This is a genomic window from Ruegeria sp. YTSC003 (genome assembly GCF_059609785.1).
Genome location: NZ_JBXWMK010000002.1, coordinates 610108 through 624593 on the forward strand (window position 1 = coordinate 610108; position 14486 = coordinate 624593).

At 57.0% G+C, this 14486-nt stretch carries 21 protein-coding genes and 1 tRNA gene; 15 read left to right on the plus strand and 7 right to left on the minus strand.

From position 1 onward, the window contains the following. Positions 1-32: 32 nt before the first annotated feature. The 3 genes from AC2FFH_RS06735 to nthA are packed head-to-tail and all read right to left on the minus strand — an operon-like array spanning position 33 to position 1653. Entirely contained in the window at positions 33-368 is a 336-nt protein-coding gene (locus tag AC2FFH_RS06735) for a nitrile hydratase accessory protein (RefSeq protein ID WP_496844023.1), read from the minus strand. Next, entirely contained in the window at positions 365-1042 is a 678-nt protein-coding gene (nthB, locus tag AC2FFH_RS06740; RefSeq protein WP_496844024.1) for a nitrile hydratase subunit beta, read from the minus strand. Before nthB ends, AC2FFH_RS06735 begins: the two co-directional genes overlap by 4 nt. After that, positions 1039-1653, minus strand: coding sequence for a nitrile hydratase subunit alpha (nthA, locus tag AC2FFH_RS06745; protein ID WP_496766835.1), 615 nt, complete (start codon positions 1651-1653; stop codon positions 1039-1041). Before nthA ends, nthB begins: the two co-directional genes overlap by 4 nt. A gap of 150 nt (positions 1654-1803) precedes the next feature. Between nthA and secG the strand changes: the two genes are divergently transcribed. The 11 genes from secG to AC2FFH_RS06800 all read left to right on the plus strand — a co-directional run bounded on the left by secG (position 1804) and on the right by AC2FFH_RS06800 (position 10690). After that, positions 1804-2169 carry a preprotein translocase subunit SecG gene (gene secG, locus AC2FFH_RS06750; RefSeq protein ID WP_058276104.1) on the plus strand — a complete coding sequence of 122 codons (366 nt, stop codon included), beginning with the start codon at positions 1804-1806 and terminating at the stop codon, positions 2167-2169. Positions 2170-2327: 158 nt separating this feature from the next. Then, entirely contained in the window at positions 2328-3971 is a 1644-nt protein-coding gene (gene pyrG, locus AC2FFH_RS06755; RefSeq protein WP_496844025.1) for a CTP synthase, read from the plus strand. A 123-nt stretch (positions 3972-4094) separates the two neighbouring features. Continuing rightward, positions 4095-4577 carry a bacterioferritin gene (locus AC2FFH_RS06760; RefSeq protein WP_496722126.1) on the plus strand — a complete coding sequence of 161 codons (483 nt, stop codon included), beginning with the start codon at positions 4095-4097 and terminating at the stop codon, positions 4575-4577. A gap of 160 nt (positions 4578-4737) precedes the next feature. Then, positions 4738-5514 carry an isocitrate lyase/PEP mutase family protein gene (locus AC2FFH_RS06765; protein WP_058276116.1) on the plus strand — a complete coding sequence of 259 codons (777 nt, stop codon included), beginning with the start codon at positions 4738-4740 and terminating at the stop codon, positions 5512-5514. 110 nt (positions 5515-5624) lie between these two features. Then, a complete protein-coding gene (locus AC2FFH_RS06770; RefSeq protein ID WP_058276107.1) occupies positions 5625-6074 on the plus strand; it encodes a tellurite resistance TerB family protein in 450 nt (149 codons plus the stop codon). A 20-nt stretch (positions 6075-6094) separates the two neighbouring features. Then, positions 6095-6532, plus strand: coding sequence for a tellurite resistance TerB family protein (locus AC2FFH_RS06775; RefSeq protein WP_496844026.1), 438 nt, complete (start codon positions 6095-6097; stop codon positions 6530-6532). After that, positions 6529-7281, plus strand: coding sequence for a phosphate/phosphite/phosphonate ABC transporter substrate-binding protein (locus AC2FFH_RS06780; RefSeq protein ID WP_496844027.1), 753 nt, complete (start codon positions 6529-6531; stop codon positions 7279-7281). Before AC2FFH_RS06775 ends, AC2FFH_RS06780 begins: the two co-directional genes overlap by 4 nt. Before the next feature lie 125 nt (positions 7282-7406). Beyond that, positions 7407-8183 (plus strand): ABC transporter ATP-binding protein, encoded by a 777-nt coding sequence (locus AC2FFH_RS06785; RefSeq protein ID WP_496844028.1) that lies wholly within the window; start codon positions 7407-7409, stop codon positions 8181-8183. A 31-nt stretch (positions 8184-8214) separates the two neighbouring features. Then, the gene (locus AC2FFH_RS06790) at positions 8215-8928 is read left to right on the plus strand and encodes a transporter substrate-binding domain-containing protein (RefSeq protein WP_496722119.1); all 714 of its coding nucleotides are present in this window, start codon (positions 8215-8217) and stop codon (positions 8926-8928) included. A gap of 71 nt (positions 8929-8999) precedes the next feature. Beyond that, entirely contained in the window at positions 9000-9887 is an 888-nt protein-coding gene (locus AC2FFH_RS06795; protein WP_108858966.1) for an ABC transporter permease, read from the plus strand. Next, the gene (locus AC2FFH_RS06800; protein WP_496738807.1) at positions 9884-10690 is read left to right on the plus strand and encodes an ABC transporter permease; all 807 of its coding nucleotides are present in this window, start codon (positions 9884-9886) and stop codon (positions 10688-10690) included. The genes AC2FFH_RS06795 and AC2FFH_RS06800 overlap by 4 nt, the downstream gene beginning before the upstream one ends. A 105-nt stretch (positions 10691-10795) precedes the next feature. Here the strand turns inward: AC2FFH_RS06800 and AC2FFH_RS06805 are convergent. Beyond that, a tRNA-His gene (locus tag AC2FFH_RS06805) sits at positions 10796-10872 on the minus strand. 47 nt (positions 10873-10919) lie between these two features. Then, the gene (locus AC2FFH_RS06810) at positions 10920-11402 is read right to left on the minus strand and encodes a GNAT family N-acetyltransferase (protein ID WP_496766839.1); all 483 of its coding nucleotides are present in this window, start codon (positions 11400-11402) and stop codon (positions 10920-10922) included. Between the two features lie 77 nt (positions 11403-11479). Between AC2FFH_RS06810 and AC2FFH_RS06815 the strand changes: the two genes are divergently transcribed. Continuing rightward, positions 11480-11668, plus strand: a complete 189-nt coding sequence (locus AC2FFH_RS06815) for a DUF6324 family protein (protein WP_058274816.1) — start codon at positions 11480-11482, stop codon at positions 11666-11668. A 4-nt stretch (positions 11669-11672) separates the two neighbouring features. Here AC2FFH_RS06815 and AC2FFH_RS06820 read toward each other — a convergent pair whose 3' ends face one another. After that, positions 11673-12104: an MmcB family DNA repair protein gene (locus AC2FFH_RS06820; protein ID WP_496722113.1), complete on the minus strand. Its 432-nt coding sequence runs from the start codon at positions 12102-12104 to the stop codon at positions 11673-11675. 116 nt (positions 12105-12220) lie between these two features. On the opposite strand from AC2FFH_RS06820, the gene AC2FFH_RS06825 reads away from it, so the two are divergent. Beyond that, a complete protein-coding gene (locus tag AC2FFH_RS06825; protein ID WP_108858970.1) occupies positions 12221-12541 on the plus strand; it encodes an ArsR/SmtB family transcription factor in 321 nt (106 codons plus the stop codon). Beyond that, complete coding sequence (locus AC2FFH_RS06830; RefSeq protein WP_496844029.1) at positions 12538-12963, plus strand: SRPBCC family protein; 426 nt, start codon at positions 12538-12540, stop codon at positions 12961-12963. The genes AC2FFH_RS06825 and AC2FFH_RS06830 overlap by 4 nt, the downstream gene beginning before the upstream one ends. A 255-nt stretch (positions 12964-13218) precedes the next feature. Here AC2FFH_RS06830 and AC2FFH_RS06835 read toward each other — a convergent pair whose 3' ends face one another. After that, positions 13219-13515, minus strand: coding sequence for a hypothetical protein (locus tag AC2FFH_RS06835; protein WP_496722108.1), 297 nt, complete (start codon positions 13513-13515; stop codon positions 13219-13221). A 94-nt stretch (positions 13516-13609) separates the two neighbouring features. Here AC2FFH_RS06835 and AC2FFH_RS06840 point away from each other — a divergent pair, with 94 nt between their 5' ends. Next, complete coding sequence (locus tag AC2FFH_RS06840) at positions 13610-14389, plus strand: response regulator transcription factor (RefSeq protein WP_496844030.1); 780 nt, start codon at positions 13610-13612, stop codon at positions 14387-14389. Positions 14390-14486 lie beyond the last annotated feature (97 nt).

The window sequence follows — 14486 nt, forward strand, 5'->3', positions numbered from 1 at the left end:
GTGCCCGGCACGGGCAACGAGTGCAGAGCCCCCTACCCCTTGGCCAACCGCACCGGCTGTCCATGAGAGGTGGTCAAATAAGCCTCTTCCCACTTGTCGCGAAATTGGACCACTTCATCTGGAGCTGCGACACCTTGCTCGGCCAAAAACGCCTCGAGCGTTTCCAGCCAGGCAAAAAAGTAGTCATCCCCACCATTCAGTTCACGATCCAAACCGTTCCGCTTCAAGGTGGCCGAAAAGCGCGCCGCCCAATCCGGCCAGTCGAACCGTCCGGCCTCGTTTAGAGCAACCGTCACAGCAAAGACCTGAGCGTGCCAGGGCTCTGCGAAGGCTGGCTCGGGGGCAGTATGAGTTATGCAGTCGCTCATGCGGGATCCAGATAGCTTTGCCAAAGATCCAAAACAACTTCATCCTGCGAGTGTTCGGGATTGGCCCAAAGCTCGGATGCCGGAAAGACCACGGCGTAAAGCGGCTCGGGTGCATCCCCCAACCTATGAGCACTAGAGTCCGGCAGCACATGCGTTCCGTGCATCATAAGGATGCGCCCTTTTGCCCCGGTGGCGTACATGGGCAAACGCGTATGCCCGCCGTCGACAAGGCGGTTCGCGGCTTGACGGGCGGTCACAACTTTTTGCCCCGGTTCAAATTTCACCCGCACATTTGAAGGGCGATCCGCAGGCCCGCCGCTGGCCAACACTTTCGCAACCGCGTCAGACTTCAGCACGCGGCTTGCCAGGGGGTGATTGTCGCCGTCTGTCTCGCCGCGCAGATCCTCATCTGTCAGCACGCCTGTTTCGACGAGAAGGTCCGCAAGCCCCGAAATCCATTTCTCATAATAAGAATAACGGGCGTAGTCCTTAGGCGACAATCTCTCGCGCGCATGCCGGGATACGTCGATGTTCCACTGCCCAAGCGATCCCGCTGCCAGTGTTACGGCCAATGCCCTTGCATGCCAGTCTTCGGCAAAGACCGGGGCATCTTCGGGTTCAGGGAGCACAGGCCCATCGCCAAAGCGCCCGCCCATATCGTGAACTCGGGTCATGATGGCACCTTTGGCAAACCGGTTCCGATCATGCTGTCGCGTGTGACAAGCGCCGCCAACTCGTCTTCTGTTAAGCCATCCGTGTCTTCTGGCCGCATCGGAAGCACAAGGTACCGCACCTCGGCCGTCGAATCCCAAACGCGAACTGAGGAAGTTTCGGGCAGGGTCACACCAAATTCCGCCAGAACCTTGCGCGGCTCACGCACAGCCCGCGCCCGATACGCATCGGATTTGTACCAACCCGGCGGAATACCAAGCAGCGGCCACGGGTAACAGCTGCACAGGGTGCATACGACCATGTTGTGCTGTTCATGGGTATTTGCGACGACAACCATGTGTTCGCCCTGACGCCCGTAATAACCCAGATCGGCGACAACCGATGTGGCATCTTTCAGTAATGCGGCTTTGAAGTCCGGGTCGGTCCAGGCTTTTGCAACGACCCGCGCGCCATTCTGCGGACCTATCTTGTTCTGATAGGTATCAATAATTTCATCCAGCGCCGCCGGATCGATCAGACCTTTACGAGTCAGAATCGTTTCCAGCGCCTTTACCCGCAGCGCAGGATCAGGTGGCAAAAGGGTGTGCGGGTGGTCGTGATCATCATGTGGCATGGCCGCAGCCTGCGCGAGGTGCGGCCATGCTGTCCAGTCCCTTTGCCGTGATCCGGAACATCACCGATCTTGATGCCAACTCCTCACTTGCCCCCGCTGGCAAACTTGCATAAGTACCACGCGATACACGCCACGCTGTACAGGAACACCATGGAAAACGTCGTTCTCATCATCCACCTCCTCCTGGCCCTTGGCCTGATTGCCGTTGTTCTGATGCAGCGGTCCGAAGGCGGTGGCCTTGGCATGGGCGGCGGGGGCGGCGGCGCCATGACCGGACGCGCCGCAGCGACTGCTTTGGGCAAGGTGACGTGGATCCTGGCCGCTTGTTTCATCGTGACTTCAATCACGCTGACCATTCTGGCCGCTCAGAAATCCTCGGGCAGTTCGGTGATCGACCGTTTGGGCGTTCCGGCACCAGCACCGACCGAGGAAAGCACACCTGCGGTTCCGTCGGCTGACGATCTGCTGCCTCCGGCAGATGGCGACAACGCGCCGCTGATCCCACAAGCCAACTGATCCACAAAACCTAGAAACTTGAAAGAGAACTGCAACAGCATCTTGCGGTTCTCTTGCGCTATCGGCGCGAATCCTTTATATGTGAAGTCCCGTGGTGCAGCGGTTTTTCGGAACCGTCGGGCAGCTGATTTTGACGTCTCACGGGAGCAGCCGAAAACATGGCGCGTTTTATTTTCATCACTGGTGGTGTGGTTTCGTCTTTGGGTAAAGGACTGGCTTCGGCGGCTTTGGGCGCGCTGTTGCAGGCCCGAGGGTATTCGGTACGTCTGCGCAAGCTGGACCCCTATCTCAACGTTGACCCCGGCACGATGTCACCGTTCGAGCATGGCGAAGTGTTCGTGACCGATGACGGAGCCGAAACCGACCTGGATCTTGGTCACTACGAACGTTTCACCGGTGTGGCAGCGCGCAAAACCGACTCGGTCAGTTCGGGTCGGATTTATTCCAACGTACTCGAGAAAGAGCGCCGCGGCGACTATCTGGGCAAGACCATTCAGGTGATTCCGCACGTCACCAACGAGATCAAAGACTTTATCTCGATCGGTGAGGATGAGGTCGATTTCATGCTGTGCGAGATTGGCGGCACAGTCGGCGATATCGAAGGCCTACCCTTCTTCGAAGCCATCCGTCAGTTCAGCCAGGATAAGCCACGCGGCCAATGCCTGTTCATGCACTTGACCTTGCTACCTTACATCAAGGCCTCGGGCGAATTGAAAACCAAGCCGACGCAGCACTCGGTGAAAGAGCTGCGCTCGATCGGTCTGGCCCCTGACATTCTGGTCTGTCGCTCCGAGGGTCCCATCCCGGTCAAAGAACGCGAAAAGTTGGCGTTGTTCTGTAACGTGCGCCCCGACAGCGTGATCGCGGCACAGGATCTGTCGACCATTTATGACGCCCCACTGGCCTATCACCGCGAAGGACTGGATCAGGCGGTTCTGGATGCGTTCCAGATCAGCCCTGCCCCCAAGCCCGATCTGACAAAATGGGAAGATGTCAGCGACCGCATCCACAATGCTGAAGGCGAAGTCAAAGTCGCCATCGTCGGCAAATACACGCAGCTTGAAGATGCCTATAAGTCGATTGCCGAGGCCCTGACCCATGGCGGTATGGCCAACCGGGTTCGCGTAAAGGTCGAGTGGGTCGATGCCGAGGTATTTGATACCGAAGACGCAGCCCCGCATCTGGAAGGCTTCCACGCGATCCTCGTTCCCGGTGGATTTGGCGAACGCGGCACTGAAGGCAAGATCAAAGCCGCGCAATACGCGCGCGAACACAAAGTGCCCTACCTGGGAATCTGCCTTGGTATGCAGATGGCTGTAATCGAAGCAGCCCGCAACGCCGCTGGCATCACAGAGGCGGGCTCAGAAGAGTTCGACCACGAAGCGGGCAAAAAACGTTTTGAGCCTGTTGTTTATCACCTGAAAGAATGGGTGCAGGGCAATCACAAGGTCGAACGCAAGGTCGGTGACGATAAAGGCGGTACCATGCGTTTGGGCGCCTATGACGCGGTACTGGCCGATGGCTCGAAAGTGGCAGAGGTATACGGCGGCACCAATATCGAAGAACGCCACCGGCACCGTTATGAGGTGGACATCAAGTACCGCGACAAGCTGGAAAAAGCTGGCTTGAACTTCTCGGGGATGTCGCCCGATGGCCGTCTGCCGGAAATCGTAGAATGGTCAGACCATCCGTGGTTCATCGGCGTACAGTACCATCCGGAACTGAAGTCCAAGCCATTTGATCCACACCCCCTGTTCCGCGACTTTGTGCGCGCAGCGAAAGACACCTCGCGCCTCGTTTAAGTGGTGTCTGTGTCGGACTGTCACCCCGCATTGTTTTGTGGGGTGTAACCTCCTAACTATTTGAACAAGCAGGTCCACCTGCCGTGCACCATGGATGCAGTTCAAAGATTTAGGAGTTTTCAGATGAGCAATGCGACAACGATAACAAACCTCCAACAAGCGCTTCACATGGAAATGACCGCAGCGCATCAATACCAGCTGCATTCGCATGTACTGAACGATTGGGGTTTGGACATCCTGGCCGAGAAGATGCGAGGCGAGATGCAGGAAGAGTTGGGGCATTCTGATGCCTATATCGAACGCATTCTTTTCCTTGGCGCAAAGCCAGAGCTTGAGCTTCAGAAAAACCCAAAGGCGGCGGACGACCTGGAAGAGATGTTTACCGCGGACCTGAAGGATGAAATGGAAGCCATCGACTTCTACACCCAAGCTGCGGCACAGGCGGCTGAGGCCGGTGACGTGGGAACCCGAACCCTGTTTGAGCGAATTCTGCTGGAAGAAGAAGGTCACAAGGCGTGGCTGGAGACCGAATTGTCGCTGCTCAAACGATTGGGTGAGCCGGCGTTCAGCGCTCGATACGTGTCGAGCACAGCCGGCGAAGACTGACTCCTCAGCAACTGATCTCACCATGTCGAAGGATTCGGGCCAACAAATGTTGGCCCATTTTCGTTCGTCACCGCAAAGTGACGGTGTGCGGCCAAAAAACACTACTCGGGCACGGTTCCAAGTGGTTACTGTTAAGTAAATGATGACAGGAGAGGCCCAAATGACCGATCAAATCCAAAACGCAGAAACCTTTGCGGCCCTGCACAAAAAGGGCGATCCGGTCATCCTTTTTAACATCTGGGACGCTGGCAGCGCCGGTGCCGTGCGGGATGCAGGCGCCATGGCATTGGCGACCGGCAGCGCACCCGTTGCAATGGCGCAGGGGTTTGGCGACGGCCAGAACATCCCGCTGGATGTCGCTTTGGACAACGCCGGCCGAATCGTCAGCGCCGTAGACCTTCCTGTTTCTTTGGATTTCGAGGGGGCCTATGCCGAGGACGCGGTGGGAATCATCGCCAATGTCCAAAGTGCACTTGAAACAGGTGTCGTCGGCTTCAACTTCGAAGACCAGATTGTCGGCACCAAGGACCTATACGACATCGAAACCCAAGCCGCCCGCGTTGGTGCGATGCGCGAAGGGTGTGACGTCGCTGGCGTCCCTGCTTTTATCAACGCCAGAACGGACATCTTCCTGAAGGCTGCGCCGGAAACGCATGACGAGGCGATGCTCGACGATGCGATGGCCCGCGCCAAAGCCTATGCCGACGCGGGTGCCAACGGATTCTTTGCACCCGGCCTCAAGGATGAGGACATGATCGCCCGGCTTTGCGAATCGACTGATCTACCTGTGAATATCATTGCCCTGCCCGGGACGCCGGATACCGCGACGCTTGCGTCGCTGGGCGTCGCCCGGATCAGTTATGGGCCTGTGCCGTATCGGAAGATGCTCGGCTGGCTGCAGGAACAAGCGAAACAGGCGCTGCAGTCAGGCGCCTAGCCAGAGGGTAGATACCGATACAAGCGGATACCGGCAAAGTTGTGACCATTCAGGGCTATGACGGGTAGTCAGCGCTTGGCGGGCCACAAAATATGGAATAACCTCGCGGCATGTTGAAAAAATTCCTTCAGGCGTTTCGCCCGCCACAGCACGACCATTTGCCCGATCCTGACGCCGAACTGGCTTTGGGTGCTTTGATGGTGCGCGTGGCGCAGGCGGATCGGGATTACAAACTGGAAGAAATCAGCCTGATCGACCGCATTCTTGCGCGGCTCTATCAGCACAACGCGATCGAGGCCGCCAAGGTCCGCGCCACCTGCGAAAAATTGCACGCCGCCGCGCCAGACACCGATACATTCGGCAAGTTGATCCGCGAAACAACCGACCTGCAGGAACGTCTGGCCGCGCTGGACGCTTTGTGGGAGGTCGTTCTGGCCGATGGCAATTCGGACGAAGGCGAAATGAAGATCGTCGAAGAAGCCCGCATCGCCATGGGCCTGAGCTTTAAAGACAGCCAAGAAGCGCATGAACGGGTACAAACGCGCTTGGAACAGAAGTAGTCCGCTTCTATAACCAATTCATGTTCAGCGATTTTCTGTCCCGGCTCACGCAGCCGCAGCCCGACCCACTTGCCGATAACGACGCCCGTTTGGCCCTTACGGCCCTTCTGGTTCGCATCGCCAGATCCGACAACGACTATGCCGACACGGAAATGGCCCGAATCGACCGGATTTCGACGGAACGCTATGGCCTGTCCCCTTTTGAGGCCGCAGCCCTTCGCGCTAGCGCCGAGGATCTAGAAGCCGAAGCCCCCGATACCGTCCGCTTTACCCGCGCGATCAAAGAGGCTGTCGCTTACGATGACCGATTGGCCGTGGTTCAGGCGATGTGGTCGGTCGCACTGGCCGATGGGCATCGGACCGGCGAAGAAGATTCGCTACTGCGTCTGGTTGTCAGCCTGCTGGGTGTCAGCGACGTCGATTCCGCCGTGGCCCGGCAAAAGGCAGCCAAATCGTGATTGCAATGCTGGGCATGTATGACATGCCCGCGCTGCAACCAGTCAATGATCGTTTCTGGTCGTTGATTCGGGCGCATCTTGGTTTTGGCCCCACGCACCTGACACGTGGCGCCGACGTTTGGGATATCTGGCATAGCCCCGACCTTGTTTTCTCCCAAACCTGCGGCATGCCTTACCGCACCCTATTGCACGGTAAAGTTCAGCTTGTTGGTACGCCGGACTACGGTTTGGCAGGCTGTCCGCCAGGGTACTACCGGTCTGTAATCGTGGCCCGAAAAGACGATACCCGCGATCTGGACCAGCTTGCCAACGGCACCTTTGCATACAATGAGGCGCTGTCTCAGTCCGGTTGGGCTGCGCCCATGGTTCATCTGTCACATCACAGCCGCCTTCCAAGTTCTGTGTTGGAAACTGGCGGTCATGCCCTTTCGGCAGCCGCTGTTGCAGAAGACCGCGCGGATTATGCCGCGCTGGATGCGCTGACGTGGGAATTGCTCAAGGAACACACGAATTTGGGCCCTGAGCTTCGCGAAGTCGCAGCAACGGAACCTTCGCCTGCCCTGCCCTACATCACGGCCAACGGTCAGGATGCGCCCCAGATTGCAAAGGCGGTTCGTGCAGCCATCAACGATCTTTCCCCCGCCGACCAAAAGATGCTGCACTTGCGTGGTCTGATCGACATTCCAGCCGAGCATTACCTTGCCGTTCCCGACCCGTCCCCTGAGGCTGCCAAAATGATCGATCCGTGACCACTTTGGTCAGAACGTCTGATCAATTTGACAGTTTGTGGCCCGTTCCGTGTCATTTGCGCATTGCATTGCTCTGAAATTTCAGCCCTAGTACCGCACCAACACCAATAGTAGCTGGACCACCCGTGACAGATTCCACTCCGGTCATCGAGATCAAGAACCTACACAAGAGCTTTGGCAATCTTGAGGTATTAAAAGGGGTGGATATCACCGCCAGACGCGGTGATGTCGTCTCACTCATCGGTTCGTCCGGTTCTGGCAAATCGACGCTTCTGCGCTGCTGCAACCTGTTGGAAGACAGCCAAGAGGGCGAGATTCTGTTCAAGGGCGAACCTGTCCGCTGGACTGGCAACGCACATAACCGCCGTCCGGCCGATCCCAAACAGGTCCTGCGTATTCGCACAAACCTGTCGATGGTGTTTCAGCAGTTCAATCTGTGGGCCCATATGACCATCCTGCAAAACGTGATGGAGGCCCCCGTGACCGTCATGGGCCGCGACAAGGCCGAGGTTGAGGACAGCGCCCGTAAGTATCTGGAAAAGGTCGGCATCGGCGACAAATGCGACGCGTACCCTGCGCAACTTTCAGGCGGTCAGCAGCAACGCGCCGCGATTGCGCGCGGCCTGTGCATGGAGCCTCAGGCCCTGCTGTTCGACGAGCCCACATCGGCGCTGGACCCCGAACTGGAACAGGAAGTGATCAAAGTGATCAAGGATCTGGCCGCCGAAGGCCGCACCATGATCATCGTGACACACGATATGAAAATGGCTGCCGATATCTCGAGCCATGTGGTGTTCCTGCATCAAGGCCTCATCGAAGAAGAAGGCCTGCCGGAAGACATCTTTACGACCCCTGAATCCACGCGACTTCAGGGTTTTCTCTCCGCCACCATGGCGGCATAAATTCAGGACAGAACCAAAAAGGGGAGTAACAATGAAAAACCTGATTCTGACCACAGCAGCACTGGCGCTGAGCGCCGGTATGGCCATGGCCGATACGGTCCGCATGGGCACCGAGGGTGCCTACCCTCCGTGGAACTTCATCAATGACGCTGGCGAGATCGACGGTTTTGAGCGTGAGCTGGGTGACGAGCTGTGCAAGCGCGCAAATCTGGAATGCGAATGGGTCAAGAACGACTGGGATTCGATCATTCCGAACCTGGTGTCGGGCAACTATGATGTCATCATCGCGGGCATGTCGATCACTGACGAGCGCGACGAAGTGATTGATTTCACTCAGAACTACACACCACCTGATCCGTCGGCTTATGTCGCGACCTCTGACGACGTTGACGTCGCGAACGGCGTGATTGCGGCGCAGACCGGTACCATTCAGGCCGGTTATATTGCCGAATCCGGTGCAACTCTGGTCGAGTTCGCCAGCCCCGAGGAAACCATCGCAGCCGTGCGCAATGGTGAAGCTGACGCCGTTCTGGCCGACAAGTCTTTCCTTGCACCGATTGCAGATGAAGACGCGGACCTGCGCTTTGTCGCCGAAGATGTCCCGCTGGGCGGTGGTGTCGGCATCGGTGTGCGCGAGTCGGACGGTGATCTGAAAGAAAAGCTCAACACTGCCATCCAGTCCATGAAGGATGACGGCAGCCTGAACGAGCTGATCACCAAATGGGAAGTGTCCTCGACCTTCTGATCTGAATCAGGTTGCGCGCCCCAATACCGGGGCGGGCTGCCCCTGCGCCTTAGCACCTCAAGAGGCCCGCCATTTTCTCGTTTTGCACTGATCCCGATACGCTGGGCACGTTCCGCTGGTTTTCCTGCTATCTGACCAACGGCGTACACTGGTCGTTCTACCTGTCGTTCCTGAAGGTCCTGCTGTTGCTGGCCGTCACAGCGCCCGTAGCGTTGAGTTTCGGGTTCGTTGGTGCCATGGCCGCCCGCTCGCATATCCCCCCCGTCAGCTGGCTGGGCAAGGGCTATATCGCGATTGTACGGGGTGTGCCGGACATCGCCTTCTTCATGTTCTTCGTGATCGCCTTGGATCAGGCTTTTGAATGGACGCGCCATAAGATCCTTTGCCCCGATTGGCCGGACCCGATCCGCCAGGGCAACGACTTCATCGTTTGCCAGTCGGCAAAACTACCGCTCAGCACCGCGCCGGAATTTGTGCATGAGACCTATGGGTTCTTCCTCGCAGTCATCACATTCTCGATCGTTTTCGGTGCTTTTGCGGCCAACGTGCTGTTTGGCGGCATGCGGGCGGTTCCCCATGCGCAGCTGGAAACAGCAGCCGCTTATGGCCTGTCCCCAAGCCAGACATTCTGGCGCATCCTCGTGCCGCAAATGTGGGTTTACGCCCTGCCCGGCCTGTCGAACCTGTGGATGGTGCTGATCAAAGCCACTCCATTGCTGTTCCTGCTTGGTATCGAAGACATCGTCTATTGGGCCCGCGAATTGGGCGGCACGAAAACCACAAAATTCACGCAATACCCCCACGGCGATTGGCGCATGTGGTACTTCCTGGCTCTGCTGATCTTCTACCTCGGCATGACCCGCGTCTCGGAAATCGGGCTTGAAAAGCTGATGCGCCGCCTGTCCCACGGCCAGGCCACGTCGGGCGGAGAGCTTCTGCGCAAGGAGACCACCGCATGAGCTGCATCCAGACCATTCAGGACTACGGCCTGCGTTCCCTGGGCCTTGGTGAGCGGCTACTGCCGCGCAACGATTTTACCCTGTGTGAGCAATTCACCCTGATCGGTTCAGGTATGATCTGGAATATCTATTTCGGCATCATGGCACTGGTCACCGGGTTCTTTCTGGCAACCGCCGTGGCAATGGGTAAAGCATCTACCAACAAGTGGCTGCGCAAACCCTCCGAGTGGTTCATCTTTATCTTCCGCGGCTCACCGCTGTTCATCCAGTTCTTCTTTGCCTATTTCTTCTTCCTGTCGCTGAAGAAATCTTACCCGATGTTCGACGCCCTGACATCGGCATGGCTGGGGGCGTTGATCGTTCTGTTCCTGAACACCGCCGCCTATACCGGTGAGATCTTCTATGGCGCGCTGCGCTCGATCCCCAAGGGCGATATCGAGGCCGCTGATGCCTATGGTATGTCGGGTTGGTCGCGGTTCCGCCGGATCGTTTGGCCCACCATGCTACGTCTGGCGTGGCCTGCGTACACGAACGAAGCAATCTTCTTGTTTCACGCCACAACGCTGGTCTTCTTCTCGGCCTTCCCCGCCTGGCAGCAACGTGGCGACGCGCTTTACTACGCCAGCTATTTCGCCGACAAGACGTTCAACCCGTTCATCCCCTACCCGATCCTGGCCTTCTACTTCATCCTGCTGACGCTAGTGGTGGTCGGAGTGTTCGGGCTGATCAACAAACGACTGAATCGCCACCTGCCGGCCGCCAGAAAGGCCAAGATGAGGTTTCGTTTGAATCTGGCGCGCTAATTCAAACAATCCAACACTGTAACAACCGGGCTTGTTTTAAGCCCGGTTTTTTCTCGTCAAAACTTCCTAGGAACGTTCTGCGGAGGCTTGCGTATCAGGGGAAGATGGTACCGCCTCCCTGGCTTGAACAGGGGACCTCTGGATCCACAATCCAGCGCTCTAACCAACTGAGCTAAGGCGGCACTCGTGAGGGGCGATGTACCGAACGCGCACACGGATTGCAAGAGGATTAAAGACGAAATTCCCAGCTTTGTTCGACAAGATCGCGGCCAAAGGAATGAACCTTTTTGCTGCCGGTCAATTGCCACCCCGACGCCTTGTAAAGGGCGCAGGCCGCCCGATGGCTTTCATGGGTCCATAAGGCCATATCACGATAACCAGCGCTGCGCGCGAACCCCATGCATGTGTTGAGCATACGTTTGCCCAAGCCCTTCCCACGAGCCTCTGGCAGCAGCAAAAACAATCGCAATTTTGCGGTGTGGTCGTCTAGTGCGACGCAAAAGATACTGCCCATGCGCGCGCCACCCAGCTCCGCGATCCAACCCCTCTCGCGCGCTGGATCGTGTGACGTGACGAAGTCGGCCAGAATGCTTTCGACAAGGGGCGCGAACGTGTCATCAAACCCGTTGTCCCGCTGATAGAGGCGGCCGTGCTGTTCGACCAACCAGGGCGCATCATCTGGGCGGAAAGCTCTGATCAGAATATCTTCCATGCTTTACCTGACCTCAAAGGCGGCTTGATTCTCAACCCTTTGCGCGCTAGCAGGAACGCTCAGTCCCGGAGGCGCAAATGGGCATTAACACCGAACGTGACATTCAGGCGAACCTTCAGATCGGCCCGACCGACCATGGCATGGTGCGCCTGTTCATCGAGGCCGACGGCGTCGAAATTCCAATGGACTTCGAACCTGAAGAAGCGGAAGAAATCGCTGACGAAATCCTCGCCGCTGTGCAAGCTGCCCGGATCGTAAAAGACTGACAGTTCAAATTCTTGGATCACGCAATGCCTGCAATCTGCGGGCTGTGTCTGTTGCAAACTTCTGAATCATCTTCTTGCGCCGCGCTGGCGCCAGCTTATCTTCCGGTGCCATTCGGATGATTTCGGCGTCATAGGCATCTGCGATGATCAGACCGGTCTCTACTGGCAACAAGTCTGTCGGGAAATCGGTGTCCACCGCCCAGAAAAAGCGATCACACCAATCCAGATACCCCTGCCATTTAGAATCCGTCAGATAATCTGCGCGGCTGGATTTGCACTCGATCACCCACAGTTCCCCCTTGGGACCCAATCCCATGACGTCGACTCGCAGACCGCGGGTGGGGACAAATTCCTCAACAGATACAAAGCCATGAGCCAATAAATGGCGCGAAACCCCACGGGCCAGTTTTTGTCCGGGCTGTAAATCCAGTGTCATTCCCGAAATGTGAACAATTCGTGAACAAAAATCAAGCGCCTGAAAGACTCTTGACGTGATACCATTTGGTATCCCATAAACTACAATACCAAATGGTATCACTATTGAGGTGACGAATGCAGACGCAAATTCAAAACGCGTTCCGCGCCCTTGCGGACCCGACCCGACGGGAGATCGTCCAGATCCTTGCCTCTGGCGACATGACGATCGCGCAGCTGACCGATCAGTTCGATATGACCCGTGCAGCGGTCAAAAAGCACCTGACTGTTCTTTCCGATGGCGGCCTCATCACCGTCGAGGCACGTGGACGTGAGCGCATTAACCGGCTGGAGCCGAATGGAATGGCCCCCATCCTCGACTGGTTCAGCTATTTTGACCAGTTCTGGGATGATCGCCTGAATAATCTGAAGGAAGCTATTGAAAGGAATAAAAAATGACGAATGCAGTTCTGCAAAAACAGATTTTCCTGAGGGCCACGCCGGAAACCGTATGGGCCTATTTGACCGAACCCGCCCGCTTGGCAGAGTGGTTTCACAAACCAGAGCGTCCGTTGGCCACCGGTCAGAAACTTGAGATGTTCGGGACTAGCAGTGGCGATCTTCTGATCTGGGGTGAGGTACGCGCTGCCCGTCCGCCCGAGTATCTGGAGTATACATTCACCATCAAACCCATGGGAGACGCTGTTAGTGTCGTAAAATGGACGCTGGACCCTGTACCGGGCGGTACCCGGCTGGGCTTGGTTCACGAAGGGCTGCCGCAAGGCGCAGAGGCATTTGGCCTGATCCTTGCACTCGATGACGGTTGGGACGAACATTTGGGCAAGATGCGCAATGCGCTGCACGAAACTGTTGACGCCTGACCCCTTGTGCAAACCCGCCGCAACCCCTACTTAGGCCCGTGGCGGGTTCTGCCCTTCTTGTGATTGGTAGCATTCTGGTGGCCTTAAGCAATTCCGAGGGGGCTGGCTCTGTTCAGGTCCTGGCCTGATTACCTGGCGCCCACCTGTACATACAGGTCCTCGGGAATCACACCGCACGGTTGACTGGCGGTCCCGCCACATAAACTTATCTCTCGCCCGGTCTGGGAGAGTCTTCATTTTCCGAAATAGGTTGGCTCAGCCCTTGTCCACCGCAACGCGGGCGGGTTCGAACTTGGCCGCAACGGGTGTACCGCGCCTGGGGCCTGTTGGCTTTTCCGCCAAGCTCATGATCGCGTAGGCGAACTGAACACCGGCGAACACGATGCCGTTCATGAACCAGATCATTGCCAGAGCGATCAACCCGATCTCGGATCCGAAAATCAGGCCGCGCAAGTTGGCCACGTTCAGGGCCAGCAGCACCCCGACAAACAGGGCCGAGATGACAAATCCCCATGCAACTTGCGTGATGTAAAGGCGGATCAGTTTGGGCACGACAAAGCTCCTTGTCTGATACCGTGATGATAGCGCATGGTCGTGCTGAGTAAACCGCGGCCTCAACGGGTGCGACACTATATTCGGAGTCTCTATGAATGCCCTCAGCCTGTTCACGCTTGATCTTCTCGAAGAGCTGTCATTGCGCCATGATGATCAGGAACGGTGGGAGTTCACGTTAGACCGTCTGAATGAGATCGGGTTTAACGCCCTGAACATGCTTTGCTTCACACCCGAGACTGGCGCCATTCATTGGGTTCGAAGTTCAATGTCCAAAGGTTGGCTAAACCGCTATGACAGCCAAGGTTATGCCGAAGCGGATCCGATGCTGGCGCAGGTTCAAAATGGCAAGGAAAGCCTCTACGTGCAGGCCGCAAGCCTCCGGTCCGCGGACGGCCATTCCTCCAAGGCGTTGGGTCTGAACCACGATCTGGAAAAGGCCGGATATATTCACCTTTACTCCCTGGTGGCTCCCTGCCCCGACAACGAGGCCAAGCTTGTGGTTCTGTCATCGGACAGACCGGACGCTCAGGTTCAGATGACTGAACGGCAGCGCGAAATGCGTGTCCTGGCAACCGTGCTGGCCACCAATCTGGGATCGGATATCCCCAGCAATCACGGTCGTGTGTACGACATCACAAGCATTGCTCCAACCACTCCGGACCTGACGCCACGAGAGCTGCAGGTCCTGAACCTTTTGGCTCTTGGGCACCGAAACGATAGAATCGCCGAACTATTGAACCTTTCGGAAATAACGGTACGAACCCATTTGAAGAATGCGCGCGAAAAATTGAGAGCCCCGACCCGAGAATCCGCACTGGTCCGTGCGATGCAACTTGGCCTGATCAATCCGCCGGGCTATCGGAATCGATAGGTGGCACGCCGGCTACGTTCCGGTAAAATGTTGGTGTCTTTGGAAAAAACTGTGAGTGGTGGAGGCCGAAGACTTGTTTGAACAAGCGTATTATTAG